The organism is Sporosarcina sp. YIM B06819 (assembly GCF_033485175.1).
Lineage (GTDB): Bacteria > Bacillota > Bacilli > Bacillales_A > Planococcaceae > Sporosarcina.
Genome location: NZ_JAWLIQ010000005.1, coordinates 1 through 26,356 on the forward strand (window position 1 = coordinate 1; position 26,356 = coordinate 26,356).

Annotated in this window: 22 protein-coding genes; 14 read left to right on the forward strand and 8 right to left on the reverse strand. The window is 38.7% G+C overall.

Going from position 1 to position 26,356, the window contains the following annotated elements; translation table 11 throughout:
- Nucleotides 1-93: 93 nt before the first annotated feature.
- The 7 genes from R2B72_RS02805 to R2B72_RS02835 all read left to right on the forward strand — a co-directional run bounded on the left by R2B72_RS02805 (nt 94) and on the right by R2B72_RS02835 (nt 10,636).
- Nucleotides 94-582, forward strand: a complete 489-nt coding sequence (locus tag R2B72_RS02805) for a hypothetical protein (protein WP_318614689.1) — start codon at nt 94-96, stop codon at nt 580-582.
- A 387-nt stretch (nt 583-969) separates the two neighbouring features.
- A complete protein-coding gene (locus R2B72_RS02810) occupies nt 970-2,529 on the forward strand; it encodes a response regulator transcription factor (RefSeq protein ID WP_318614690.1) in 1,560 nt (519 codons plus the stop codon).
- Between the two features lie 11 nt (nt 2,530-2,540).
- Nucleotides 2,541-4,316, forward strand: a complete 1,776-nt coding sequence (locus tag R2B72_RS02815; RefSeq protein ID WP_318614691.1) for a sensor histidine kinase — start codon at nt 2,541-2,543, stop codon at nt 4,314-4,316.
- A 152-nt stretch (nt 4,317-4,468) separates the two neighbouring features.
- A complete protein-coding gene (locus tag R2B72_RS02820) occupies nt 4,469-5,776 on the forward strand; it encodes an ABC transporter substrate-binding protein (protein ID WP_318614692.1) in 1,308 nt (435 codons plus the stop codon).
- 176 nt (nt 5,777-5,952) lie between these two features.
- A complete protein-coding gene (locus R2B72_RS02825; RefSeq protein ID WP_318614956.1) occupies nt 5,953-6,768 on the forward strand; it encodes a sugar ABC transporter permease in 816 nt (271 codons plus the stop codon).
- Nucleotides 6,761-7,585: a carbohydrate ABC transporter permease gene (locus tag R2B72_RS02830; RefSeq protein WP_318614693.1), complete on the forward strand. Its 825-nt coding sequence runs from the start codon at nt 6,761-6,763 to the stop codon at nt 7,583-7,585. The genes R2B72_RS02825 and R2B72_RS02830 overlap by 8 nt, the downstream gene beginning before the upstream one ends.
- 30 nt (nt 7,586-7,615) lie before the next feature.
- The gene (locus R2B72_RS02835; RefSeq protein ID WP_412177783.1) at nt 7,616-10,636 is read left to right on the forward strand and encodes a glycoside hydrolase family 2 TIM barrel-domain containing protein; all 3,021 of its coding nucleotides are present in this window, start codon (nt 7,616-7,618) and stop codon (nt 10,634-10,636) included.
- A gap of 113 nt (nt 10,637-10,749) precedes the next feature.
- On the opposite strand, the gene R2B72_RS02840 is transcribed toward R2B72_RS02835, so the two are convergent.
- From R2B72_RS02840 to R2B72_RS02865, 6 genes are all read right to left on the reverse strand, one after another.
- On the reverse strand, nt 10,750-12,249 hold the full coding sequence (locus R2B72_RS02840) for a glycoside hydrolase family 32 protein (protein WP_318614694.1): 1,500 nt from the start codon (nt 12,247-12,249) through the stop codon (nt 10,750-10,752).
- A gap of 284 nt (nt 12,250-12,533) precedes the next feature.
- On the reverse strand, nt 12,534-14,723 hold the full coding sequence (locus R2B72_RS02845; protein WP_318614696.1) for an alpha-galactosidase: 2,190 nt from the start codon (nt 14,721-14,723) through the stop codon (nt 12,534-12,536).
- 33 nt (nt 14,724-14,756) lie between these two features.
- Nucleotides 14,757-15,575 (reverse strand): carbohydrate ABC transporter permease, encoded by an 819-nt coding sequence (locus R2B72_RS02850; RefSeq protein WP_318614697.1) that lies wholly within the window; start codon nt 15,573-15,575, stop codon nt 14,757-14,759.
- Complete coding sequence (locus R2B72_RS02855) at nt 15,575-16,498, reverse strand: carbohydrate ABC transporter permease (RefSeq protein WP_412177784.1); 924 nt, start codon at nt 16,496-16,498, stop codon at nt 15,575-15,577. The genes R2B72_RS02850 and R2B72_RS02855 overlap by 1 nt, the downstream gene beginning before the upstream one ends.
- 62 nt (nt 16,499-16,560) lie before the next feature.
- Complete coding sequence (locus tag R2B72_RS02860) at nt 16,561-17,790, reverse strand: ABC transporter substrate-binding protein (RefSeq protein WP_318614699.1); 1,230 nt, start codon at nt 17,788-17,790, stop codon at nt 16,561-16,563.
- Nucleotides 17,791-17,822: 32 nt separating this feature from the next.
- Nucleotides 17,823-18,851 (reverse strand): LacI family DNA-binding transcriptional regulator, encoded by a 1,029-nt coding sequence (locus R2B72_RS02865; RefSeq protein WP_318614700.1) that lies wholly within the window; start codon nt 18,849-18,851, stop codon nt 17,823-17,825.
- A 438-nt stretch (nt 18,852-19,289) separates the two neighbouring features.
- Here R2B72_RS02865 and R2B72_RS02870 point away from each other — a divergent pair, with 438 nt between their 5' ends.
- The 4 genes from R2B72_RS02870 to R2B72_RS02885 are packed head-to-tail and all read left to right on the forward strand — an operon-like array spanning nt 19,290 to nt 22,402.
- A complete protein-coding gene (locus tag R2B72_RS02870; protein WP_318614702.1) occupies nt 19,290-19,733 on the forward strand; it encodes a MarR family winged helix-turn-helix transcriptional regulator in 444 nt (147 codons plus the stop codon).
- A gap of 54 nt (nt 19,734-19,787) precedes the next feature.
- Nucleotides 19,788-20,729 (forward strand): ring-cleaving dioxygenase, encoded by a 942-nt coding sequence (locus tag R2B72_RS02875; protein ID WP_318614704.1) that lies wholly within the window; start codon nt 19,788-19,790, stop codon nt 20,727-20,729.
- 35 nt (nt 20,730-20,764) lie between these two features.
- The gene (locus R2B72_RS02880; RefSeq protein WP_318614706.1) at nt 20,765-21,823 is read left to right on the forward strand and encodes an LLM class flavin-dependent oxidoreductase; all 1,059 of its coding nucleotides are present in this window, start codon (nt 20,765-20,767) and stop codon (nt 21,821-21,823) included.
- A 12-nt stretch (nt 21,824-21,835) separates the two neighbouring features.
- The gene (locus R2B72_RS02885) at nt 21,836-22,402 is read left to right on the forward strand and encodes an NADPH-dependent FMN reductase (RefSeq protein WP_318614707.1); all 567 of its coding nucleotides are present in this window, start codon (nt 21,836-21,838) and stop codon (nt 22,400-22,402) included.
- Between the two features lie 104 nt (nt 22,403-22,506).
- Here the strand turns inward: R2B72_RS02885 and R2B72_RS02890 are convergent, their stop codons facing one another.
- Nucleotides 22,507-22,659: a hypothetical protein gene (locus R2B72_RS02890; protein ID WP_318614708.1), complete on the reverse strand. Its 153-nt coding sequence runs from the start codon at nt 22,657-22,659 to the stop codon at nt 22,507-22,509.
- A gap of 362 nt (nt 22,660-23,021) precedes the next feature.
- Here R2B72_RS02890 and R2B72_RS02895 point away from each other — a divergent pair, with 362 nt between their 5' ends.
- A complete protein-coding gene (locus tag R2B72_RS02895) occupies nt 23,022-24,317 on the forward strand; it encodes a tetratricopeptide repeat protein (protein WP_318614710.1) in 1,296 nt (431 codons plus the stop codon).
- The gene (locus tag R2B72_RS02900; protein ID WP_318614712.1) at nt 24,317-24,451 is read left to right on the forward strand and encodes a lipoprotein; all 135 of its coding nucleotides are present in this window, start codon (nt 24,317-24,319) and stop codon (nt 24,449-24,451) included. The genes R2B72_RS02895 and R2B72_RS02900 overlap by 1 nt, the downstream gene beginning before the upstream one ends.
- Before the next feature lie 268 nt (nt 24,452-24,719).
- On the opposite strand, the gene R2B72_RS02905 is transcribed toward R2B72_RS02900, so the two are convergent.
- Nucleotides 24,720-25,619: a Gfo/Idh/MocA family oxidoreductase gene (locus tag R2B72_RS02905; protein WP_318614714.1), complete on the reverse strand. Its 900-nt coding sequence runs from the start codon at nt 25,617-25,619 to the stop codon at nt 24,720-24,722.
- 154 nt (nt 25,620-25,773) lie between these two features.
- On the opposite strand from R2B72_RS02905, the gene R2B72_RS02910 reads away from it, so the two are divergent.
- Entirely contained in the window at nt 25,774-26,199 is a 426-nt protein-coding gene (locus R2B72_RS02910) for a ferritin-like domain-containing protein (protein WP_318614716.1), read from the forward strand.
- The last annotated feature ends 157 nt before the right edge of the window (nt 26,200-26,356 follow it).

Genomic DNA, 26,356 nt, shown 5'->3' on the forward strand with positions numbered 1-26,356 from the left:
TAAATGCGAGTAGCTTCGGCAAAAGCAGGCACGATGAAGCGGGAAGCAAACAAGGCTTATAGATTTTTATAGGTTTTTGGCAACGGTAAAAGAATGATAAACTTTCAACCTTTTAGTGGCGTTGTCACAATGATTGATAATTTTTCGATTGGGCTAAACAATGAAGCTGGTTGTTATAAAATCATATCCGTAGATGATGGATATGGTGCGACAGTCAATTTTGTTGTAGCCCCCACGACTTACTTTGTAGACCATGCAATGGTGGCAGTGGGGGATAGAGTTACTGGTTATTATGATGCCAACGCGCCGGTTCCGCTGATCTATCCTCCGCAATTTCGAGCGCTTGTAATGGTGAGAGATACGGCTTATCAAAATGTCAAAGTAGATCATTTTAATCGTCGATTAGAAAGTAGCGATGGCACATTAAAACTGAACATTTCACCAACTACAAGGATTCTATTGGAAAACGGGCAGGCCTTTACAGGGAGTCCAGCCAATCGTAATCTAATTGTTGTTTATGGTGCTTCCACTAGAAGTATTCCTGCTCAAACGACACCAACTTCAATTATTGTGATGTGCTAGAAGTTAAGCATAGCTCCTTTACTAAAGAAGGATTCAATGAGAATCCTTCTTTTTCTTTTTGGCAAATATAAAAGAAACGTTAATAATATAACTGAAATTGTGGGCTTCCTGTGATAAAAGTTTACCTTAGAGGAAAGAGTGCTTGATAAATTTATAGCAACGGTGAATATTAGGTACCAGCTTTTAAAACAAATTGGCATTGTTGTTTTAAAGACTGGTACCTTTTTTGAAATTAAAAACTTTATTTCATCCTGTATCAAATTAATTGAAAATGTTGGATTGCCGAATTTGTTCTAATACAGATGTAACTATGATTGGAAAACCAAATCTGTTATTCTGAAAGATAAGAAGAATTAGATAGTTTTTCGGGGAAAGGGGATTGGAATTATGCAAACGTGGTGTAAAGTGCTAATCGTTGATGATGAAATCCTAATAAGGCAAGGAATCAAGCATTATATTAATTGGGAACAAGAAGGTTTTCAAATTATTGGGGAAGCATCGAATGGGGAAGAAGCACTTGCAGTTATTAAGGAGCACCAACCGCAGATTGTCATAACCGACATGGTGATGCCGGTTATGGACGGTGAAGAGCTAACGAAAATTATCAAACGCGATTACCCGCAAATCGAGGTCATCATTCTGAGTAGTTTTGGTGATTTTGACTATGTGCGCTCGACGTTTCAACACGGAATTGCTGATTATATACTCAAATCACAATTAGAAGGGCCGGGATTACTAAAAACGCTTCAACAAGTAGCAGCGAGACTACCGGCATTTTCATTGCGGGTAAAAGAGGATAGCAAAAGTATGCCAATTGAGAGGATTATTGAAAGGATTATGTCGGGGTACGAATTTGAGCATGATGATTCAATCGTGAAACAAGAATTCCCATATAGATTCTATTGCCTATTTGGTGCCGATGTTAAAAAGCGGGCATCTAATAGAACGACCGATTTACTACACTTAAAGAAAGAAATAGAACAGGAAATTATCAAGCATTTACCTGCAGTGATCTATAAACCAATGTCGGCCGAACAAGAACTAATAACGTATCTATTCAATTTTGACCAAGATCAATTGCCAGCTATTAAAAGGTTCGTTCAGACAATAAGACATTCCTTGGAAATTGCTAATTTTGAAATTGGTTGGATAGTAACGGAACCATTTACTAATCTAATGGATTTGAAAATCGTCTACGATGAAAAGCTGTCTGCACTCACGTATTATCGATTTTATTATCCGGAAACAACTGTACTTATCTATGATCAATTGCCCAGTCTATCGGAAGTCGAAGAGCAATTTCGGTTAACCCGTTTTACTGAAGCATTTAAACGAGAGCAATTTGAGGATGCATTTGTTTATTTGGAGCAACATATCGAACAATTGACAAAACAATATATGACAGACGAATTTGTGTTTAAGTCTTTTTTAGGTAATGTTATTTTTAATGTGACTATCTTGTTAGGTAATATGGATTATGAACATAAGGAATTGAATAAGAAGAAATATGTTTATATAGCTAGAATTGATGAAGCTTTGATTGCCAAGGATGCATTGGCCCAGTTCTCGGAATTTTTACTAGAAACGAAGGATGTCATTGCCCAAAAAGCATCAGATCAAGCCCATCCGCATATCCAGCGGTTACTGGATTATATTGATGACCACTATATGGACCACCTCAGTTTAACTGAGATGGCTACTCACTTTCATTTTAATCCTTCATATTTGTCTAATTATTTTAGTACGAAAAACAATCAAGGTTTTAGTGAGTATTTAAATCAAGTTAGAATTGAGAAGTCCATCGAATTGTTACAGAAAGGGACGGAGTCAATAGCGGATATTAGTTCGCTTGTTGGCTATTCGGATCATAGTTATTTTTGCAAAGTGTTTAAAAAGTTGAAAGGACTATCGCCCAGTAGTTATCGTAGACAATATTTTAGGGCGTAGAAGGGTCATAAATGAAGGATTTATTCGAGCGCTTAAATAACCACGGCTTATTTATTAAAATATTTGTTGTGATGGTTATTAGTATTGTGACGGTTTCGGTAATGATTACTTTTAGCACGCTACGAATGTCGGAAAAACTATTTATGGATACGTTCAGTATTACAAATTCAAAAGTGATCAATCAAATGAAGACTAGTTTTGAAACGTTTAGTTATTCGATTGTAATTGTGGCAAATAGTCTTAGACAAAGCGGGTCGGTTAAAACATTTTTAACCGAGGGAGATGTCAATTCACTATCGATGACAAAATCTTATTTTAATATGAAAGAGCAAATGGTGAGGGTGCACTCTTATTTGGATGCTTATGAGGTTGGAATTACAGTCCAAGGTGTAAATAATCGCAGTTATTGGACGAGTCGAGAATATTGGTCAATCGAAGAGGCTGAACTTGCAAAGCATCAAATTACGCTGAAGACGTATGAACAGCCGAATCAATTGATCTATCATTACGATGATCATTATGTCGATAAACCGATGATTGTTGCGACAAAGGCGTTGACGGAAAAAACAACGGGCAATATTTATGGAATCATGTATGTAGCGATTTCGGAAGCAGATTTCAAACAGTTTTATGTGAACTATACGAGTGATGGCAATGATATTGTGATTGTGGATAAGGCTGGAAGAATTGTTTCGAGTAACCGAAATGAGATGATTGGTCAACAGGCACAAGAGTTACTGGTGCATGCGCAAGAAATAGATGAGCAAGGTCTTCATTATAAAAGTATTGAATTTAATGGAATGAAACAAGTAGTGTTAGTGGAGTATTTACCATCATTTGATATGTATTTAATCAATTTAATTGACCAGGAGATTGTTAAACGCAATATCATTGACACGAAAGCCATTGTTTTGATTAGTATTTCGATTGTTGCAAGCGCATTGTTGGCGGTCTTTATCATATCGCGAAGAATGACAAAATCGTTAACTAGGCTTGTTAAGCAGATTTCGGATATGTCGAAAAACGATTTTGATCATTATGTGACAGAATCCGGCAGTTATGAAACGAAGCAGTTGGCGATGGCGTTTAACTTTATGCTTGATGAATTGCATGAATATGTTGAGGCGTTAATTGCTACGCAGAAGAAACAACGCAATGCGGAGTTAACAGCGCTTCAACAGCAAATCAATCCGCATTTTTTATATAATACATTGGCGTCGATAAAAATAATTGTCCAGCAAGGAGATAAGGAAAAGGCAACGGGGACGATTCAGGCACTGATTTCCTTATTTCAAAATACTATTGGTGATGTGAGTGAAACAATTACCGTTGAGCAAGAATTAGCAAACATGAAAAACTATGCGTTCATTCATCAAGTTCGTTATGGTGGAAAAATTCATGTGAATTATTATATTTCACCAGATTGTTTGAACTACCAACTACCTAAATTAATTATTCAACCATTTATAGAAAATGCATTTTTTCATGGATTTAATAAAAAGTCGGGTGGGTTCATTCATATTATGGTCGGTCAAGAGGCAGATATGCTGATTTGTGAAGTTGTTGATAATGGCGATGGGATGGAGGTAAACGCTGGGCAACGATTACCAAATTATAAAAGCAAACGTCAATTATTTAGTGGGATTGGTGTGAAAAATGTGCATGACCGGATTAAACTATTGTATGGATCTGACTATGGTGTGGAAATATCTAGTGCCTTGGGAGAGGGAACGAAGGTGAAAATACGTTTGCCGATCATTCAAACAAAAGATAATACAATAATCTAAAAATAGTACAAAGAATACGTAGGGGGATATTTATAACATCGAATATTTTTACAATTCAAACAAAAGATCGTCTTAACGGTCTTTTTTTGTGCCGTGATATGCTAACGGTAGTAAGGTAAGCGCTTTCAAATTTGAGTATGGAGGTCAGAAGAATGAAAAAGTTAATGGTTTTATTTCTTACAAGTATATTGTTATTGGCTGCGTGTTCTACTGAAACACCAGAGTCCAAACCTAGTAATGATGGTAAAGACAAAGGAAGCGATGGCAAAGAGACGGAAGAGCTTACGATTTGGGCGTGGGATCCGAACTTCAATGTTGCAGCTTTAAATATTGCGATTGAAGGCTACAAAGCAGATCAACCGGATGCAAACATCAAGATTATTGAAAATGCTCAAGATGATATCGTTCAAAAATTAAATACTGGTTTAAGTTCAGGAACACAAAAAGGTTTACCTAATATCGTGTTAATTGAAGATTACCGTGCACAGAGCTTTTTACAAGCGTATCCAGATGCATTTTATGAATTATCCGATGTATTTAATGAAGCTGACTTTGCTGAATATAAACTGGCACCAACAAGCCTTGATGGAAAAAACTTTGGTATACCATTTGATACTGGAGTAACAGGATTGTATGTCCGTACAGATTATTTAGCAGAAGCAGGTTATACAGTTGAAGATTTGCAAAATATCGACTGGAGAGAGTACGTGGAGATTGGGAAGAAGGTAAAAGAAGTAACTGGAAAAGATTTCATTACGATTGATCCAAGTGATTTAGGGATTGTCCGAATTATGATGCAAACAGCCGGTTCTTGGTATCTGAAAGAGGATGGCGTGACGCCAAATATTGCTGATAATGTTGCACTAAAAGAAGCACTTGAAGTATATAAAGCGATGCTAGACGCCAATATTGTTAAGCCGAACTCTGATTGGGGCGAGTTTTTAGCGAACTTTAACAATGGAACTGTTGCAACGGTCCCTACAGGAAACTGGATTACGCCTTCTATTAAAGCTGAAGCATCACAATCGGGATTATGGGCTGTTGTGCCAATTCCAAAACTAAATGTTTCGGGCGCAGTAAATGCTTCGAACTTGGGTGGAAGTTCTTGGTACGTATTAAATATACCTGGTGCTGAACAAGCAGCGGACTTCCTAGGAAAAACATTTGGTTCGAATGTTGAATTGTATCAAAAACTCATTACTGAAATCGGAGCAATTGGTACGTATAAACCTGCTTCAGAGGGTACTGCCTATGCACTCGAAGATAAATTTTTCGGCGGGCAAACGGTTATAGCTGACTTTGCTGCTTGGACAGAAGATATCATCGGCGTAAACTATGGCATGCACACGTATGCAATCGATGATATCGTAGCTGTTGAAATGCAGAACTATATAAATGGGAAAGATATTAATGAAGTCCTAAAGGATGCTCAAAAGCAAGCGGAAGCACAATTTAAATAAGTGATCTATTAAGAAATCTCGAGACCCACACGAGTCGCTAACGGATTGATCGGCGCAATCGTGTGGGCTTAAGATTTTATTTATAACTGATTATTTAGGGAAGGAAGTGAGTCGATGTGAGCAGTAGATTGAAAACCAATCTAATTGGTTGGTTATTTATTGGAGTAGCAGTCGTGATGATTTTCACATTTTATTTTTACCCAATGTTTCAAGCATTAATTCTATCTTTTCAATCAGGTACAGGTACAAATTTAAAATTTGTCGGATTAGGTAATTACAAACGTGTTCTGACTGATGTTACATTTATCGCTGCTTTTAAAAATACATTTATCTACTTATTAGTGCAAGTCCCAGTTATGATTCTGCTTGGCTTATTACTTTCAGTTTTATTGAATGATCGTGCGTTAAAACTGAAAGGATTCTTTCGGACTGCGATCTTTCTACCTTGTGTAACCTCGCTCGTTGCCTATTCGGTTATTTTTAAATACTTATTCTCAGGCGATGGCTTAGTAAATCAATTATTGCTCAAATTATCACTTGTATCTGAAAGTCTTAATTGGATTACTGATCCATTTTGGGCGAAAGTAACGATTATCATGGCGATTACATGGCGTTGGACGGGTTATAATATGATATTTTATTTATCGGCATTGCAAAATGTGGATCAGTCGATTTATGAAGCAGCTAGAATAGATGGGGCTTCTCCTATTCAACAGTTTTTTAAAATTACAATTCCCTTGTTGAAACCCATTATATTATTTACCTCAATTATATCGACAATTGGAACACTACAGTTATTTGATGAAATTGTAAACATAACTAAAGGTGGACCGGGAAATGCAACGATATCTATTTCTCAATATATTTATAATCTGTCATTTAAGTACACACCAGACTTTGGCTATGCAGCGACAGTTTCCTACTTCGTAGTCTTCATTATTATAATACTAGCAATACTTCAGTTCAAATTGGCAGGTGAACGTAATGACTAAGTTGAAAAGAATAGGAATTTACGGATTTTTGATTGTCGTCTCGGTCATTTCGCTTTTCCCTTTCCTATGGATGCTTGTCAGTGCAACGAATAAATCAGTCGATGTGACGAAGGGGCGGTTACTTCCTGGTAGTCACTTTATGGAAAATATGCGAACTCTACTAGATACAACTGACCTTTCTTCAGCATTAATGAATTCGGCGAAGATCTCAATTACGACAACAATTTTATCGTTAATCATTGCTTCATTAGCTGGATATGGATTTGAGATCTATCGCAGTAAAGCTAAGGATACTGTTTTTAACATTTTGTTACTTTCAATGATGATTCCTTTTGCGGCGTTGATGGTCCCTTTATTCCGAATGTTCGGATCGGTTTCGCAAGTGCTTCCGGCCATTGGGATTGATACGTTAATGTCAGTTGTTTTACCAACGATGACAACAGCTTTTTTGATTTTCTTTTTTAGGCAAAGTACAAAAATGTTCCCTAAAGAGTTGATTGAAGCAGGACGGATTGATGGGGTAAGTGAGATTGGAATCTTTATCCGAATTTTTATACCGACGATGAAAACAACGTATGCGGCAGCGGCGATTATTACGTTTATGGCGAGTTGGAATAACTTTTTATGGCCATTGGTTGTTTTACAATCCCCAGAGAACCAAACGATACCATTGCTTATATCGAATTTAGGCTCAAGTTATTCTCCAGACTTCGGTGTGATTATGACTGCGATTGTGATTGGAACAATCCCGACGGCTTTAGTCTTTTTCCTAATGCAAAAGCATTTTGTAGCAGGAATGATGGGTTCTGTAAAATAAATATATTCCAAGAATAGGAGACTTTCTATCATGATGAAACCTAGTTTAGATTGGCTGACAGATGTAAATATATTTGCAGTAAATCGAGTGCCTGCACATGCTGATTATCGATATTATGAGACCGTCGAGGAAGCAAGAAAACTCGGTGATATGAATTTCCGTTATGATTTAAATGGTACCTGGCAGTTTAATTATGCTCCGAACCCCCGAAGTCGAGTTGTGGATTTCTACACTTCTACTTTTGATTGTGCAGGTTGGGCGACAATCGAGGTACCCGGACATATCCAGCTCCAAGGTTTTGGGAAACCACAGTATGTCAATACAATCTACCCTTGGGAGGCACATGATGATATTCGTCCCCCAGAAATTCCGGTTAATAATAACCCTGTTGGTAGTTATGTCAGAACATTTACCGTTCCGGAAAAAATGGAGCATCAACCATTGTTCATTTCCTTCCAAGGTGTAGAAACCGCATTCTATGTCTGGCTGAACGGGGAGTTTGTCGGATACAGTGAAGATAGTTTTACGCCGTCAGATTTCGAACTTACACCATTTTTACAGGCGGGAGAAAATAAACTGGCTGTTGAAGTTTATCAGCGCAGTACAGGTAGCTGGTTAGAAGATCAGGACTTTTGGCGGTTTTCTGGTATTTTCAGGGACGTGTACTTATATAGTAAACCTGAAATTCATGTTGAAGACCTGCATGTTCGGACTAATTTGGATGATTCCTATAACAATGCGATATTAGAGTTGGACTTGAAGTTAACTGCTGCTGAAGGTGCAAAAGTGGTCCTGGTGTTAGAAGACGCAGCGAATAAGGTGATTGGCACGGTCGAACAGCAATTGACAGGAATATCAGCGTCCTTATCGTTAGCTGTTGAAAGTCCTGAATTATGGAGCGCAGAAAATCCATATTTATATCAAGCATTTATCCAGATTTTTAACGAGTCGGGTACTTTAGTTGAAGTTATTCCGCAAAAGATTGGCTTCCGTCGATTTGAAATGAAAAACAAGCTGATGCATTTGAATGGTAAACGAATTCTATTCAAAGGTGTTAATCGCCATGAATTTAATAGTCGTCGTGGTCGAGCTATCACTAAGGAAGATATGCTTTGGGATATTCAAACACTTAAACAAAATAATATAAATGCGGTGAGAACAGCTCATTATCCAAACCAAAGTTATTGGTACGAACTTTGTGATCAGTATGGTATTTATGTGATTGACGAAATGAATTTAGAAACGCATGGTTCGTGGCAGAAACTAGGTAAGGTTGAGCCATCATGGGTAATTCCAGGAAATCGACCTGAGTGGCAAGATATTGTGATGGATCGAGCTATTTCAATGTTTGAACGTGATAAAAATCATCCATCCATCTTAATATGGTCATGTGGTAATGAATCATATGCTGGCGAAGTGTTGTTGAACGTATCGAATTATTTTAGAGATGTTGATCCAAGTCGTTTAGTCCATTATGAAGGCGTGTTCCACAATCGTGAATATAATGATACGAGTGATATGGAAAGTAGAATGTATGCAAAACCACATGAGATTGAGGAATACTTAACAAGCAATCCAGATAAGCCGTATATTAGTTGCGAATATATGCATGCCATGGGTAATTCACTCGGTGGAATGAAAAAATATACTGACCTAGAGCGCAAATATCCGATGTATCAAGGTGGATTTATTTGGGATTATATTGATCAAGGACTAGTGAAAACCGATCGTTATGGGCAAGAGTTTTTAGCGTATGGTGGTGATTTTGACGATCGGCCAACGGATTATCATTTTTGTGTCAATGGCATTGTGTATGCGAATCGCGAGTTGACGCCGAAAATGCAAGAAGTTCGATTTTTATATCAAGATTTAAAATTGGTGCCGGATCGTCAGGGTGTAAAAATTATCAATGATCGTCTATTTACAGGCACCAGTGATGTTGTGCTTGCATACCGTGTGACTCGTGATGGGGAAGAAGTGTATCGTGCGGAACAAGAGGTAAATGTTGCGCCAGAAAGCGAAAAGTACATTGAATTAGTGTATCCAGCTATTTTTCAGGTGAGTGGTGAATATGTCATTCACACTACCTTTGTATTAAAAGAAAAAACAATCTGGGCAGATGCAGGTTTTGAAGTTGCATTCGGAGAGTTTGTATTCGAAGAAGGACAACGCAATCAACAAACTTTAGAAGGTGAAGTACGTGTAGTGACAGGTACCGCTAGTATTGGAGTTCATGGCCCAAATTTCAGTGCGATTTTTTCAATCCCGAAGGGGACAATGGTTTCATTGAACTATGGAGGACAAGAAATGATTGAGCAGCCACCCGTACCATTATTTTGGCGAGCGCAGACGGATAATGACCTTGGTATTCAAGCAGGTTTTGACAAGAGTGGTTGGTATGCGGCGAGTCTGGGGCAAAAATGTGTTGGCTATACAGTTCATACAGAAGCCGCACATGCAACGGTTGTTTTCGATTATGCCTTAGCACTACACCCAGATTTGAAGGTGACCATTGCGTACGCAGTTGATGCAATTGGTCGTGTCAAGGTTCGTTCATCTTATTATGGTGTCGCTGGTTTACCGGATTTACCGATTTTTGCAGTATCGTTTAAAACGTCAGCGGATTATGATCAGCTTGAATGGTATGCGAGAGGACCAGAAGAGAATTATATTGACCGTGCAAATGGGGCAAGATTAGGTGTCTTTAAAAATACAGCGAGCGATAGTATTGCTACTTATGCAATGCCACAAGAATCTGGAAACCGGACAGGTGTCCGCCGCGTAAATGTGACCGATGAAAAGGGGCATGGTATCCGCATTTTAGCTACAGAGCAACCTTTAGAATGCACAATTTCACCTTACACGGCATTTGAATTAGAACATGCAGCACATCTGTATGAACGACCAAATGTTCATTATACAGTTATTACGATTGCGGGCAGGCAAATGGGTGTCGGTGGTGATGATAGCTGGGGTGCGCCAGTCCACGAAGAATATCGGATTAACGCAGCTGGAGATTATACATTCGAATTTATGATTGAACGAGTCTAACTAAAGATAGGCCACAGCTAAATAAAAACCAAGTAACGGTGTTTAGTTACTTGGTTTTTATTATGCCGATAGAAGTATAAGCAATACGTTTGAAACACTTAGTCACTCGTTAGTTAAGAAATCCCCATCCAACTATTCTTCAATTCCCACGCATCGAGCTGAATTAGTTTTGTTTCTCCGCTATCACTAAATAATTCAACCAAGATGCTCGTTTGGTCTGGATAGATTCGGGCGGTCATTACTGTTTCGCCGTCGTTGACAAATAATTCAAGAGAAGATTTATCTATAAACAGATGGAGTTTAAGTATTTCGCGGTCTCGGCCATGAATGATGCTTTGTCTAATTCCACCCTCGCCATGCCCTGAAAGATTCCGGTCAATCCCAACTTTACCTTCAGCAGTCTGATAAAAAATTTCTGTTTTTTGCTTACCATCTGCAGAGCATCGAATATTAAGACCGAATTTTTCAGCTGTGCTATCCTTTAATGAAAACTCAGCAATAATTTCAAGCTGATCACCTTTAATAGCTGATAATCGAACGTTATCGTTAATTGTAGCAGCCTCAACTACACTTTTTACCGTTCTTAATTGTTGCAATTCCTTGATTGGAGTCATTGAAAGTTCACCATAACTATTGAATTTCAACTCTCTCGGTAATGTTAACGCCCCAGCCCAACCATGTTCTTGTTCTGGCATTGTAGTTTCCCACATGCTCATCCAGCCTAACAAAATTCGCCTTCCCTGATCATCGAGCAAGGTTTGCCCTGCATAAAAATCAAAACCCTTATCAAGCTCGGTAAATTGGCCATGCAAAAATTGTTTTGTTTGATAATCAAAATCACCAATATACGTTCCGTTCTGATAAAGATTCTGATATAAATCTCCTTCAGGCTCAATTCCTTGTGGTGAGAAAAGCAAGATATGCTTTCCTTCAAGTTCAAAAAAGTCCGGGCATTCAAACATATAACCCATTTTACCTTCACTTTGTGCTATAACGCCTTGATAGACCCAGTTAGATAAATCAGTAGACTCATATAAAAGTACATTGCCTAGCTCGTCGACTTGATTCCCCAACACCATATACCATGTATCTTCGTGTTTCCAAACTTTTGGGTCTCTAAAATGTGAAGAACCATTTTCCGGTGGTGTTGAAATAATTGGATTACCCGCCAACTTTTCAAAATGAATACCGTCACTACTTTTCGCAACACATTGTACTTCAAAAAAATCGGAGCCATCTTCATTCAGATTGTTATGCCCTGTATAGAAAAGAAGCAATTCACCATCATGTTCAATGGCACTTCCTGAAAAGCAGCCACTTTTATCGAACTCGTCTCCTGGTGCGAGTGCAACAGGGAGATGTTCCCAGTGGACAAGGTCTTTACTTTTCACATGCCCCCAGTGCATGGGCCCTCCCTTTGGGCCAAATGGATGATGCTGAAAGAATACATGATAGTCACCGTTCCATTGGATTAACCCATTCGGATCATTAATCCAGTATGCTGGAGCCGTGATGTGATAGCCAAGTCGGTATGGCGTATCTTTCACTTTTTCACTTGCCACTTGTAGGGCTTGTTCAGCTTTTGTGATTCGTTTTTGATGATGTGCAACCACTACAATCCCTCATTTCTATGTATCAATTATGCCGCGGCGTAATTGTGTCCAGATTTTTTCGAGCTTGAGGCCTATAGGAAGTAGGTCATGCAGTCGTTGCGACAGGACGTCGCGTACTTAGACTGCCTTCTTAAGTTCCCTTAAAAATCTGTGACATCCGCCGGAGGCTTTATCTTCATTCAGCGGGAATTTCTGCTGAATGAAGATAAATAAGTTGAAGCATAGAAAGAAAACGATGGTCCCTATTTCGTTGAACAGGGGATACGCATCGTCATCTTCCTTACTTATAATGCTTTGAAATGCCAGACGTGACTTTGGAAGTCGCCCTTCATTTCGATTGGAATGCTTAAACCTGCGTAAGTAAGTTCGTCGCCGCCATATACTTTATCCGTTCCAAGCAATTCATACTTTTTCGTTGTATCAATGCCTGCCAAGCGTACACTTCCAATTGCTGCATTCGCCTCTGCGAGTTCACGGAACAAGTACACGATGACTTCTGTTTTATCTTTATTGGCGAACAGCCAAGCTGTCTCATTGCCCTCAAAAGGACTCTTCAAACGATAAAATTCACCAAATTGGATAAGCTTGCGAATTTCTTTATATCTTGCTACTTGTGCTGTAACTGCTATTTTTTCATCTTCCGTTAGCTTCGTTAAATCAAGCTCATAGCCAAGATTCCCTGACATTGCAACATCTCCACGCATAGCGAGTGATGTTATCCGATCAACTTGATGGTTCGGAACGGCTGATACATGTGCACCCATTGAAATAATCGGATAGACCATACTCGTACCGTATTGAATTTTCAAGCGTGAAATGGCATCTGTATTGTCGCTTGTCCATGTTTGAGGCATATAGTAAAGCATACCAGGGTCAAAACGACCGCCCCCCCCAGAGCAGCTTTCAAATAGAATTTCAGGGAAGCGAGAAGTGATGGTCTCCATAACGTTATACAGGCCAAGCATGTAACGGTGAGCTGTTTCTCTTTGTCGGTCAGCTGGCAATAATGCGGATCCAACTTCCGTCATGGAACGATTCATGTCCCATTTCACATAAGAAATCGGTACACTTTCTAAAATCGAACAAACACGTTTCGTAATTTCCTCACAAACATCCGTCCTAGAAAAATCGAGAACTAGCTGATTACGGCTTTCCGAGCGGTTACGCCCTGGAACATGCAGGCACCAGTCGGGGTGCTCGCGGTATAGATCACTGTCAACTGAAATCATTTCTGGCTCAAACCATAGACCGAACTTCATACCCATGTCCGTTACCTGACTAGCCAAGTCATCTAGTCCGTTCGGTAGTTTCTCGGTATCTACGAACCAATCCCCGAGCGAGGAGTGGTCACTATTTCTTTTTTCAAACCAACCGTCATCCAAAACGACTAGCTCCATTCCGAGCTCTTGACCTGTTTTGGCAATATCAAGAATTTTGTCAGCATTAAAATCAAAGTAAGTAGCTTCCCAGTTATTGACGAGAATTGGACGTTCTTGCTCCTTGTACATCCCTCTCGTTAAACGAGTTCTGTATAGCTCATGGAACGTTCTCGACATACCGCCAAGCCCAGTCGCTGAAAACACCATTACAGCTTCAGGCGTTTGGAACATTTCTCCCGGTTCAAGTTTCCAATTAAAGTCGAATGGGTTGATACCCATCGTTGCTCTTGTATTGTTAAATTGATCGACTTCTGCTTGGGCAAGGAAGTTTCCACTATAAACAAAACTGAATGCATATACATCACCCATATGCTCGTTGGCACCTTTTCTTAGCAATGCCATGAAGGGATTATGCTGGTGACTGCTTCCGCCTCTTGCGCTTTCAATGGATTGAATACCATGTCTAAGTGGTTGACGCTCAATATGACCTTCTTTAACATGACCACCATGAAGATGCATGAAATCGAAATCTGCATCCCTAAAATCAACACTGACGCTTAAAGCACGCAATAGGCTGAGTGACGCTGTGCCTTCGTTGAGGAATTTTACAGATCGCGTAATGACATTAAACTGTTTAAAGACGGTATAACAGAGCGCGACTTTTAAATTTGTTAGCGCATCCCGCATGACAATTTCTAACGTTTCCGCTTCGTTAGGGTCTTCCGCATAAGTAGCCGGAAGACCCTGTAATCCTGGTTTTCCTTTTTGAATGACATGCGACTCATAGCGCAAATCACTAATGGTCGAGCCATTTTCTAGTTGGACTTGATAAGCCGGCTTGCGATAGTCCGTATTCCCGAACTGTGGGTATTCCTGTGGTAACGTATCCAGTGAAAACGTTCGATCTTCCTTGTAGGGATTCCCGGAGAAACCACGGTCTACAAGTTGAATTTCATTTGAATAGTTAAAGTCATTTATTTTTCTTCCCCAATACAGATGGAGTAAATAGCCGTCACGTACAATTTCCATGACATAGCTCGTATCTTTTGCTTGTAGATGAAATCTATTATTCTTTGAATCAAAATATATAGCCATACTAAAATTCAACTCCAAAGTTATAGTTTAGATTTACTTAACCGATCCTTGTACAACGCCGCCAATGATCCACTTTTGCGCAAACAGATAGACAATAACCATCGGTGCCAACGCCATTAAATAAGAAGCAAAAGCTAAGTTGTAATCTGTCCCGAATTCAGATTGGAACACATATTGAACAAGTGGGAGTGTGGCATGAGCCGAATCACTTAAAATAATTAACGGCAACAAGAAATCATTCCACGCCCATAAACATGTCAAAATACCAATCGTCGCATTAATCGGCGTTAATAGTGGGAAGATGACTTTCCAAAATACTTGCCATGTATTGCATCCGTCGATAATAGCTGCCTCTTCCAACTCCTTGGGAATGGATCGGATATACCCGACATAGATGAAAATGTTCATAGCCATACCGTATACGACATATAGCAAGATGAGTCCACCTGGATTATTTAGTCCGAGTGCGGATGTTTGCTTTACAATAGGTAACATGATAATTGGAAATGGGATAAACAATGCACTGACAAAGTAGAAATATAAGCCTTTAAAGAACTTTTTATGCATATTTCTTGCCACTGCATAGGCCACAAGCGAGTTAGATAAAATTGTGAGCACAAGTGTAATGCCTGTAATCAGCGCACTATTTCTGAACGCATTAAAAAAGTTTGTTGCCTCGATTGCTCTTGTGAAGTTTTCCCATCGAAATACGGTTGGGAGTGCCAATGCTGATTTAGCAAGTTCCTGTGGATCTTTTAGGGCGATTGAGAAGGACATATATAATGGGAAAAGGATGATTAGCGATCCGAGCGTAATCAGAATTGTGACAAGCCAGTTTGTTCGCTGTTTCATTACATATCTACCTCTCTTTTTTGCAAGATTTTAAGTTGGAAAATAGAGACGCACATAATCAGGATAAAGTAAATAACCGCGTTCGCTGATTGGAATGCGAATTCTCCACCTTGGAATCCACCTTTATAAATAAGTAGGGCAATGGATGTTGTGGAGTGACCGGGTCCTCCTCCTGTCATAGCGACAATCTGGTCAAATACCATTAAGAAGTTCTTCATCGACAAAACCATATTAATTGTAAAGAATGGGGCAATCATCGGGAAAGTGATTTTCCAAAACTGCTGCCAGGCGTTTGCACCGTCTAAACCAGATGCTTCATATAATTCATTTGACACGGTCTGCAACCCTGCAAGATAAAGAATGATGTTAAACGCGCAGGCCTGCCAAACGACAACAAGCAAGATTCCTACCCATGCATACTTTTCTAAGCCAAGAATATTGATCATCAAAAATTCGATATTTAATTGCTCACCCATTTTCGGGAGAATATTCGTGAAAAAGAAGTTAAAGATAAATCCGACAATTAATACGCCTAATACGTTTGGGAGGAAGTAAATGGCTCTGAAAAAGTTACGTCCTTTTATTTTCGAATTTAAGCCTATTGCAACCAACAAACTAATGGCGTTTACAAGAACTGTGGCCATGACGGCGAATGAAAACGTGAACCTGTACGAATCCAGCACAACTTGATCTTTAAACAAATGTATATAATTTTTAAAGCCTACAAAGTCATACGCTACACTAATTCCGTTCCAGTTCGTAAAAGAATAATAGATTCCTTGTAACGCCGGAAAGGTATGAAAAGTAGCAAAGAGTAAAAATGCGGGTATTACCATTGCATAAAAGGCCCAATCTTTATTGTTGAAATTTTTCTTGTTGCTTAAATGAACTGGTGAGGTCAAAGTAGGACTAGTTTTTTTCATTATTCTTCCTCCTTCCTTATCAAGGGAAAAGAAACTGGGATTACCCAGTTTCTTTTATGGTATTACTTGCGATCCTCAACCTTTTCCCAGTCTTTTTGCATCGTATCTAAAAATGCAGCTACATCTTTATTTTGAGCTAGTATTTGTAGGGACTTATCGGCTGTGACGCCTACGGGTATATAGTGGTCAGGGAAATCAACGAGTGCTCCCTGTTTAAAGCTTTCTTGCAAGCCTTCAAGTGATGGATCCTCTTGTAGGACTCCTTTTAGGGCTGGGAATGCATTTTGTTCTTGAATATAAGCAGTTAGAATTTCTTCTTTTAATAGGAAGTCGATAAATTTCTGTGCCTCTTCAGGGTGCTTCGATGATGCGCCTATACTTAGCAGTAAATCGACACCGGAAACTACGTTACTTTCCCCAGGTGTATTTGTTAGTGGATATGGGAAAACACCTAGATCAATATCAGGATTTGCTTTTTTGATTTCAGGAATTGCCCAAATACCTTGTAAGTACATAGCGCTTTCTCCGTTAGCGAAAGCGGTGTTTCCGTCATTGTAAGCGACACCTTGTTGGTTTTTATGTCCATAATCGAGTAACTGTACAAACTTTTCCGCCGCTTCCTTATATCTTGTTCCAACGAGCACATTGCCTTTATTTAATTCATCATAAAAATCATCGCCTTGTGTGTTTGCTGCAAGTACATTAAAGACTGGCAGTGTTGTCCAAGCATCTTTAAATGTGAAGTAGAAAGGAGTTTGTCCTGATTCTTTCACTTTTTCTGCAACTGCAATAAATTCATCCCATGTTGTCGGGACCTCAAGTCCTAACTCTTTAAAGATTGCTTTGTTATAAATAACACCTACTGCATTAGCTACGTAAGGAACTGCATAAATTTCGTCTAATCCCGTGACATCTCTCAACATTTGCAAGTAAGCAGGTTGAATTTTGTCTAGATTTTCATCATTTGTTATATCTTTGTAAACGCCTGCTTTTGATAGTTCTTTAAAGTTATTATTGGCACCAATTCCAATGATATCGGGAATCTCATTTTTCATGACTCTTGTTTTTAAAACAACTTCTGCTTCTGGCGGACTTACTTGCTCCACTTTAATCGTTGGGTTTTCTGCCTCGAACTTCTCAATTAATTTGGAAAATGTAGAAATGGCTTCGGTTTTATAGTGAAAGAATTCGATTTTTACTTCATCACTTTTAGAGTCACTTCCACCAGAGCAACCGACAAGTAGGGCAACGGATAGGACACCTGCTACGAGTAACGAAATCATTTTTTTCATATATAACATCCTCCAATATAATTTTTTTATTTCTATGCTTTTTTAGTGGCTACACTATCTCTAATGACTAATTCGGTAGGGAGTATGACTTTGAGCGGCAATATTCGATCGCTCTGTAAGCGGTCATACAACAGCTTAACAGCAGTCCGCCCCATTTCTTCGGTATGAATTTTAACAGTCGATAATGATGGATTTAAAAAAGCGGCAGAGTCAATATCATCAAAGCTGAAAACCGATATTTCATCTGGTACCTTTATTCCGGCTTCGTGCAGGGCGCGCATAACGCCAATCGCCATCGGATCACTCGCAACGACAATTGCCGTTGGGTTGACGGTAGATGCAATCAGCTCCTTTGTTAACAAGTAACCACTATTGGAACCAAAATCGCCTAAAAGAATAGACTCCGAATTATATAGCCCCTTTTCCTTCATTTTCTTTTCATATATTTGCTTGCGGGTATCTTCTTTTGCGATTATTTGTTCAGTTGTAATGCCTCTAATTGCACCTTGACCGCCAATATAAGCAATATCGGTATGACCAAGGTTGAACAGATAATCCATTACTTCACTAGTAGCTGTCTCAAAGTCAGATAGAACGACATCGTAGGTGTTTTCTTCGGGTAAAAAGTCAACAATCACAATATTGTTGTTGTGAAAATAGACATCTTGTAGATCTTCAATGATGACATCGCCGAATACGATTAACCCATCCAAGCGGCTGAGCGTTGCAGCTGTAAAATCACTTTTACCGACCGTTAATATAGATGAAATATTCATGGAGTACTTTTCACAGACACTTTCTACTCCGAGTCGAATAGAAAGAAAATACGGGTCAATAGTTTCATCATTAGATATAACGAGACCAATATTTTTCACTTGAATAGATTCAGAAGTTTTGCCACTTTTTCTTCTTGGTAGCTTGTAATCAAGTTCATCAACGACCTCCATTATTCTTTTTCTTGTTTCATCAGTTACCGATAATGTAGGGTCTCCATTGATCACTCTAGATACGGTAGCTGTAGAAACCTCAGCTTTCGTTGCTATATCTCTCATCGTCGTCATAGTATTACCATCCTTTTAGTTAAGTTAACTAAACTTGTTATAAAGAATATATCAACTAATCTAAATTTATGCAAGCGTTTTCAACGAAAAAGAAATGGCGTATTAAAATTTTGGATATGACAGTATAGTAGGTGGACTAATTCTATTGAACATTAATCTGGCGGTAAAGGTGCATTTAACGGGCCTTTTCACCGGTTGTTTACCTCTATAAGGCGGTTATGTAAGATTCGCATATGAAATGAATGACTTCCATCTATCTAGTCAATAGTTATAGATGCATAACGCTTTGTTTAGTTAACAACTGTTATTGTTAACTAAATTACTTTGTTAGGGGGGCTGAATTAAGAAAGTGATTGCTCAATTTTTAGTGCTGTCTAAACAATTCCTTTGACCCTTTATCACTTGCGTGGTAAAGTGATAACGAGGAGGCGAAACAAAATGCAGAATCATACGATTGGCTCGCTCATTTGGTTACGTTTAATGCGTTTTACCAATCAAAGCAATCAACTGTCAAACGACTTTTTAAAGCGTTTCGATTTAACAACGGCACAATTTGATGTACTTGTACAAATTCAAACATACCAGCCCCTTACGCAAAGTGAATTAGCTGACAAAGTGACAGTGACGCAAGGCGGGATCTCCCGGATGCTTGTACGACTTGAAAAAGAAGGCTATATTGTCCGAAAGCAGGATTGGAAAACAAAAATGATTAGCCTCACGAATAAGGCCGAAACTATTTTAGAAAAGGCTATGCCAGCTCAACTGGGATTTCAAACGTCATTTTTTGAAGAGGTATTAACAAAAGAAGAAGAGAAAACACTCTATTCACTGATGACACGTATCCATAAACATAGTCAGAAAAAAGAATTACCGCCAGAGTGATTTTTTTTTACGCCATCACTTGACTAATCAACTAAAAACCAAGGAGGTACAATTATGTACAAAATACCTGGACACCACCACATTTCAATGATCACCAAAGATGCCGCGACGAATAATCATTTTTATCGAGAAGTATTGGGGTTACGCCGTGTGAAAAAGACGGTTAACCAGGATAGTCCATCGATGTATCATTTGTTTTATGGAGATTTGACAGGAAGTGCGGGAACAGAGCTGTCCTTTTTTGAAATGACGAATGCAGGAAGAACGGTTCGTGGTACAAATGCCATTACGCAAATTGGATTACTTGTGCCATCACTTGAAAGTTTGACGTATTGGAAACAGCGTTTTGAGCAGTTAGATGTCATGCATGGAGACATTACAACATATGCAGGTCGGGCAGCATTGCCATTTGAGGATTCAGAAGGCTTACGCCTGATTTTATTAAACAATAACGGTGAGGATATTCCGGAGTTTTGGTCGGCTTGGGAAGGTTCGGGCGTTGATCAAGAACATCGTATTTTAGGGATGGGAACTGTGGAAATCACAGTGCGCCATGTAGAACGGACAGCCAGTACATTGCGAGATCTATTTGGTTATGCAGAAGTGGCACGTTCTGAAGAGGGAGCTATTTATCAGTCTGTTGAAGGGCAAGCATTTGGTGAAATCGTTTTGAAGAAGTTAGAGGGACCGAGTGAAAAACCAGGCCGAGGCAGCATTCATCATTTAGCGATTCGCGTGAAAAATGAGGAAGAGTTACGTTATTGGGATGGCGTTGTGAAAGAGCGAGGCTTTGATTCATCAGGGGTGATTGATCGCTTTTATTTCCAAAGCCTATACTTCCGAGATTCGAATGGTATTCTATTTGAAATTGCAACAGATGGGCCCGGCTTTACAAAAGATTCGACCGTTGAAGCGTTAGGGACAAAATTAGATTTGCCGCCGTTTTTGGAAGGTAGACGTGGAGAGATTGAGGCGAAATTACAACCGATTGACTAAATAAGATTTGATTAGAAAAAAGGGGGCGATTCATAATGGAAAAATACCGTATTGAACCAACTAAAGGAATGGAATTTGGTTTGTACTCGATTGGGGATCACTTACTAAACCCCTTCACAGGAAGTAAAATCAGCGCTGGGCAACGTATTCAGGAATTAATAGGGGCAAGTAAGCTGGCAGACGAAGCAGGAATGGATGTTTTTGCGGTTGGTGAAAGTCATCAAATGCATTTTACTACACAAGCGCATACAGTTATTTTAGGTGCGATTGCACAGGCGACAAAAAATATTAAAATTGCGAGTTCTGCTACTGTGTTAAGTGTAAATGACCCCGTGCGTGTCTATGAAGACTTTGCGACACTGGATTTAATTTCAAAAGGGCGAGCAGAAATTGTTGCGGGGCGTGGTTCACGGATAGGGGCTTATGATTTACTCGGTTATGACGTGCGTGATTATGAAGAATTATTTGAAGAAAAGTTAGAGTTGTTGATGAAGATTAATGACGAGGAAACGGTAACGTGGCAAGGTCGGTTCCGTGCACCATTGAACAATGCGACTATTTTACCGCAGCCACAAAATGGTCATCTACCGATTTGGCGTGCAGTCGGTGGACCACCGGCTAGTGCCATTAAGGCGGGATATGCAGGAGTTCCGATGATGTTGACAACACTTGGCGGTCCGGCAGTTAACTTTAAGGCGTCAGTGGATGCCTATCGTGAGGCGGCGCAACGTAGTGGTTTTGACCCGACAGCTCTACCGGTCGCGACAACGAGTTTATTCTACACTGCAGAAAATTCCCAGGATGCACTGCGTGAATTTTACCCGCATATTGATACAGGTATGATGGCGTTACGAGGCGGCGGTTATCCGAAGCAACAATTCGCACAAGCGATAGATACGCGTGATGCGTTAATGGTTGGTAGCCCGCAGCAAATTATTGAAAAAATGCTCTACCAGTATGAGTTATTCGGTCAACAACGCTTCATGGCACAAATTGATTTTGGTGGCGTACCGTTTGATAAAATTATGAAAAATATAGAGCTGATTGCAACAGAAATATTGCCAGCTGTTAAGAAATATACAACTGGGAAATAAGGGGGCACCAAGATGAAAATCGTATTACTATCGGGTTCTAAAGTAGGGTCTAAAACAAGAACGGCGATGGATTATACGCTCACAATAGCACAAGAAAAATACGCTGATGTAGAGATTGCTTTGCTGGATCTAGCTGACTTTGATGTAGTATTTAGTGACGGGCGCAATTATTTCGACTATGAAGGTGACACGAAATATGTGACCGAAACACTGATGGCGGCGGACGCGATTATCATCGGCACACCGACGTTCCAAGCTTCTATTCCAGCTACGCTGAAAAATGTCTTTGATTTATTGCCAGTCAATGCGTTCCGAAATAAAGTGGTGAGTATGCTTGTTACGGCAGGCAGCCCAAAGCATTATTTGATGGTAGAGCAACAATTAAAGCCGATTTTAGCGTATATGAAGGCGCATATTGTTCCGACGTATGTTTTTATAGAAGAAAAAGACTTCAACCGCAAAGAAATCATTAATGATGATGTGCATTTCCGTTTGGAACGTTTAGTGGAGGATACCGTGTTGCTTGTTGAGGCTTATACAGGGATTCGGGAAAAGAAAGATGCGGAATATGGATTTTGATGGTAGGTTCTAAAACAGCCCTGAGCTGTTTTAGAACCTTTTTTTATAAATGGTTCGTTTGATATTTCAAATTGTAGATGCTATCATTGCTGCCGATTATAAATTTATGTGTTGTCTGATGGAATATCCCGAAATTCCACAGTCTCAAGGAATCCATTAGATTGCGCCTTGCGAAGAAACACCAACAGTTCAATTTTCATTTGATCTAATTGCCTTTTTTTAAATTCAACTTCAAATAGTTCATTTCTTGTTTCCATGGGCAAATCTCACTTCCTTAGAAAGAATGGCATGCAGTTATGCATTCGATGTAACAATTTAGATATCACTTTTGAATTCGGAACTCGTACTTTATTATTACTATATGGTCTAGTACCTTTATCTCTTTTACTTACCTTGACGGTTTCCTCGAAATAAGCGTCTTCAAATCGCATGCGAAAGCCCCCTCTTTTCTTGCTAAACTAAACATACCATTGTTGAGGCGGGAGTGATATTCAATTAGGTTGGGACATTTTTTTCTAAAACATGCATTTTTTGAAGGTTTCAGTAATTAATTTCTCACAATAAAATGGTATGATTAGTGTTACGTATGTACTATGCTATAAAAGTGAGGGATCCGCTTATGAAAGTAGGTCATTTAATAAGAGCAGAACGAATTAAACAAGACATGAAGCAATTAGTTTTAGCAAAAGGAATCTGCACACCTTCTTACTTATCTAAAATCGAACGGAATTTAATTTTCCCGAGTGAAGACATAGTCGTGTTATTATTCAATCGATTAGGCATAGATCCATCGAAGTTACAGAAAAATGACCAGCAAATTGAAATTGATTTTGAGAAAATGCTAGAAGCTACTTATAAAGAAGTGATCACAAATCGAGACGAGAACTTCACTAAACAAAAACTAGAGTATTTAGAACAGCACAGTCCATTATTTGAAAATCAATCGCTTTACTATTCATATCTTCTAATTCTATTAAGGTTTCGAATTAATTTAGGAACGAATTTACATGAACGAAAAAAAGAAATTGAAGATCTTGAAGCATTGAGCAAGGATTTTAATCCGCGTCAAATGTATTTATATACAATAAATAAAGCAATCTATCATTATTACACAGAAAGTCGTAATAAATCGATTGAATATTTCGAAGATGTGTTATTATTAGTAGAAGATTTACCATTAGAGACTTGGGAAAAAGCAGAATTGAATTATATGGTAGGGGTAGTTTACACGGCGGATAGTCGGATTTTTACAACTATTGATTATATAAGAAGTGCTCTTGATTATTTTAGAGAAAATTTTTCAATGAAGAGAGTGTTGGATTGTTACATTCTTATTGGAATTACTCGTAAGAAAAGAGAACAATTTCCTGAAGCGTTAGAATCTTATTTAAAAGCAATGCAAATTTGTGATGAGTTTAACTTGCACGATGAAAAAGGAATTGTATACCATAATATAGGGTCTTTATATGGGACAATGGGCAATAGTGAAGACGCAATTCTTTACTATAAAAAAAGTATTAAATATAGGACAGAAAAAGACAGCCCATTTATTTCAATACTTTGTTTGGTTACTGAGTATTCAAAAATTAATAACCACCAATTTGTTAATGATTGGTGTGATAAAGGACTTACTTTGATTTCGCAATTAAAGAATAATAACTTCACATCATATTATCATCATTTTATGTTTTTTAAATCGCTTCATAGTGAACAAGGTTTATCTGATAAAATTATTGAAGAAGCAATTGAATACTTTAAATTAATTGAGGATTATCAATATGTCCATAAATATTCTATTGCACTAGCGGAATGGTACTACAATAATAGGAAGTATAAACTATCGTCTATTTACTATCAAGAAGCAAATAGATATGGTTACTTATATAGAAAAATTAAAAGATGGGAGGATTTATAATGAAGAAAATTTTGTCAATTCTTGTACTTGTAATAATTTTGAGTGGAGTTGCAGGGAATCAAGCTTTTGCAACTAAAGATGAGTTACCTAAGTTGGCTAGAACATCTAGTTTTACAATTGAACTCCTAAAATAAGCACAATAAAGGGAGCAGCTCTTAACCGAGTTGTTCCCTTTGTCGTTTTCACTGGAAGTATTGCATATCGAAATTTAATGGGGTTACTACAAGAAGTACCCCTGCTCAAACGACAACCCACTAAATTTTTGTCATGTATAGTGGCTTCGAACGTATGAAAGATGCCTATTAAAACAAACTGCATAAGTAAATACTTTCAACTTTCTTCCAAATTAATTGACAGCGCGAACTTTTAATTACAGGGTCGATTAACTTCTGAAAACACTATTTACCCAAGTGTTTCCACAACTTTCTCGGCTATAACATGCGCTTCCAAATCCCGCTGATAGGATTCGGCAGATACTTGTCCATCTTTAACAGCCTCCAAGAAAGCGGCAATGACACCGTGGAATCCGCGTTTTTCAAGCGTTGGCTGCCAATCGTCACTACCTAGAGTGAGGCTGTTTTTATCAATATGAGAAATCACTTCATTGACATTCATGACCTTACGCGTTTCATGGGCGTTCATGACTTCCACTTTTTCCTCGGTTGTACCCGCCTCACGATTCATAATGCCAATCGCCGTCCCTTGTGCGGCTTCCAACTGTAAAACGACGTGATGGAGCAAACCATTTTCCTGCTTACCCCGTATACGAATCTGTTCAATTGGATAAGGGAACAAGTAGAGTAGTGTATCGATCACATGAATGAAATCATCGAAAACAAACTGCCGTGATTCACCTGCATGATGCCCCCGGTTTTTCTGCATGACAACCATATTTGGCTCTTCTATTTCCTTTAACTTCATATAAGGAAGCGCATATCTCCGGTTGAAACCAACCATTAAGAGCAGTCCTTTACTTTCGGCTTTTTTCATTAAACGTGTCGATGATTCCAAGTCATAGGTGATAGGTTTATCCACATAGACGTGAATACCGTTGTCGAGTAGCTTATCAATGATCGTTTCATGAGATTCTGTTGATGAATGAACGAATGCCGCTGAGATTCCGCTTGCCAGCCATTGGTCAAAATCCCGGTAGAGATGTTGAATCGAATACGTGTTAGCGATGTCCTTCAATGTATCTTCATTTCTAGTACAAATATGGAGCTCAATCCCCTTTGTTTGTGATAAAACAGGCAAGTACGCCTTCTTTGCAATATCACCAATGCCAATCATTCCGATCTTCATACAGTCAACTCCTGTTTCATTGTTTATTATCATCTTACAGCATTCGATTTTGAAATACCTTAGAACTGTACATTGCAGCAAAACTTCCACTTCCATAAGACAAGGTCCATTTAATTAGGTTTACTCATATATTGATGAGAATGGGGGTGAAAAGTTGAATCAAATTTCCGTGCAACCTTCTACGAGTACAGAAGTTTTAAATGATATTTTGAAAGCGATTAATGGTGAGTACACCGCGATCGCCTGCTATGAATTATTAGCAAGCCAAGCTCCAAATGACGAGACGAAAAAACGTATTCTTGAAATCAGAAATGATGAAATCAGGCACTATGAAACATTTTGGTATCTTTATATTTCTTTAACTGGAAAACAGCCAACTCCACAAATTATACATCAATGTCCTGCAGATTATAAAAGTGGTGTACTTGCCTCATTCATAGATGAACAGGAAGCTGTTGCTTTCTATCACAATATTGCAAGAAGTGCTGATAACCCGGTCATTAGAGATGCTTTTACACGTGCTTCAGCTGATGAACAAAATCATGCAGTTTGGTTTTTATATTTTATGAATCGTCTTTAATCGGTTAGCAGCTGACAATGACAATGGTTTTATTATTGCAATTGTCGATGAAAAGCTGATTGAATGAGTATTTTTCAAGACTTTTAACAACAAGAAAATCCTGGTCCTGTCGTTTGAAATTTGACGATAGGACCGGGATTTTTGCTTGGCAATGGTA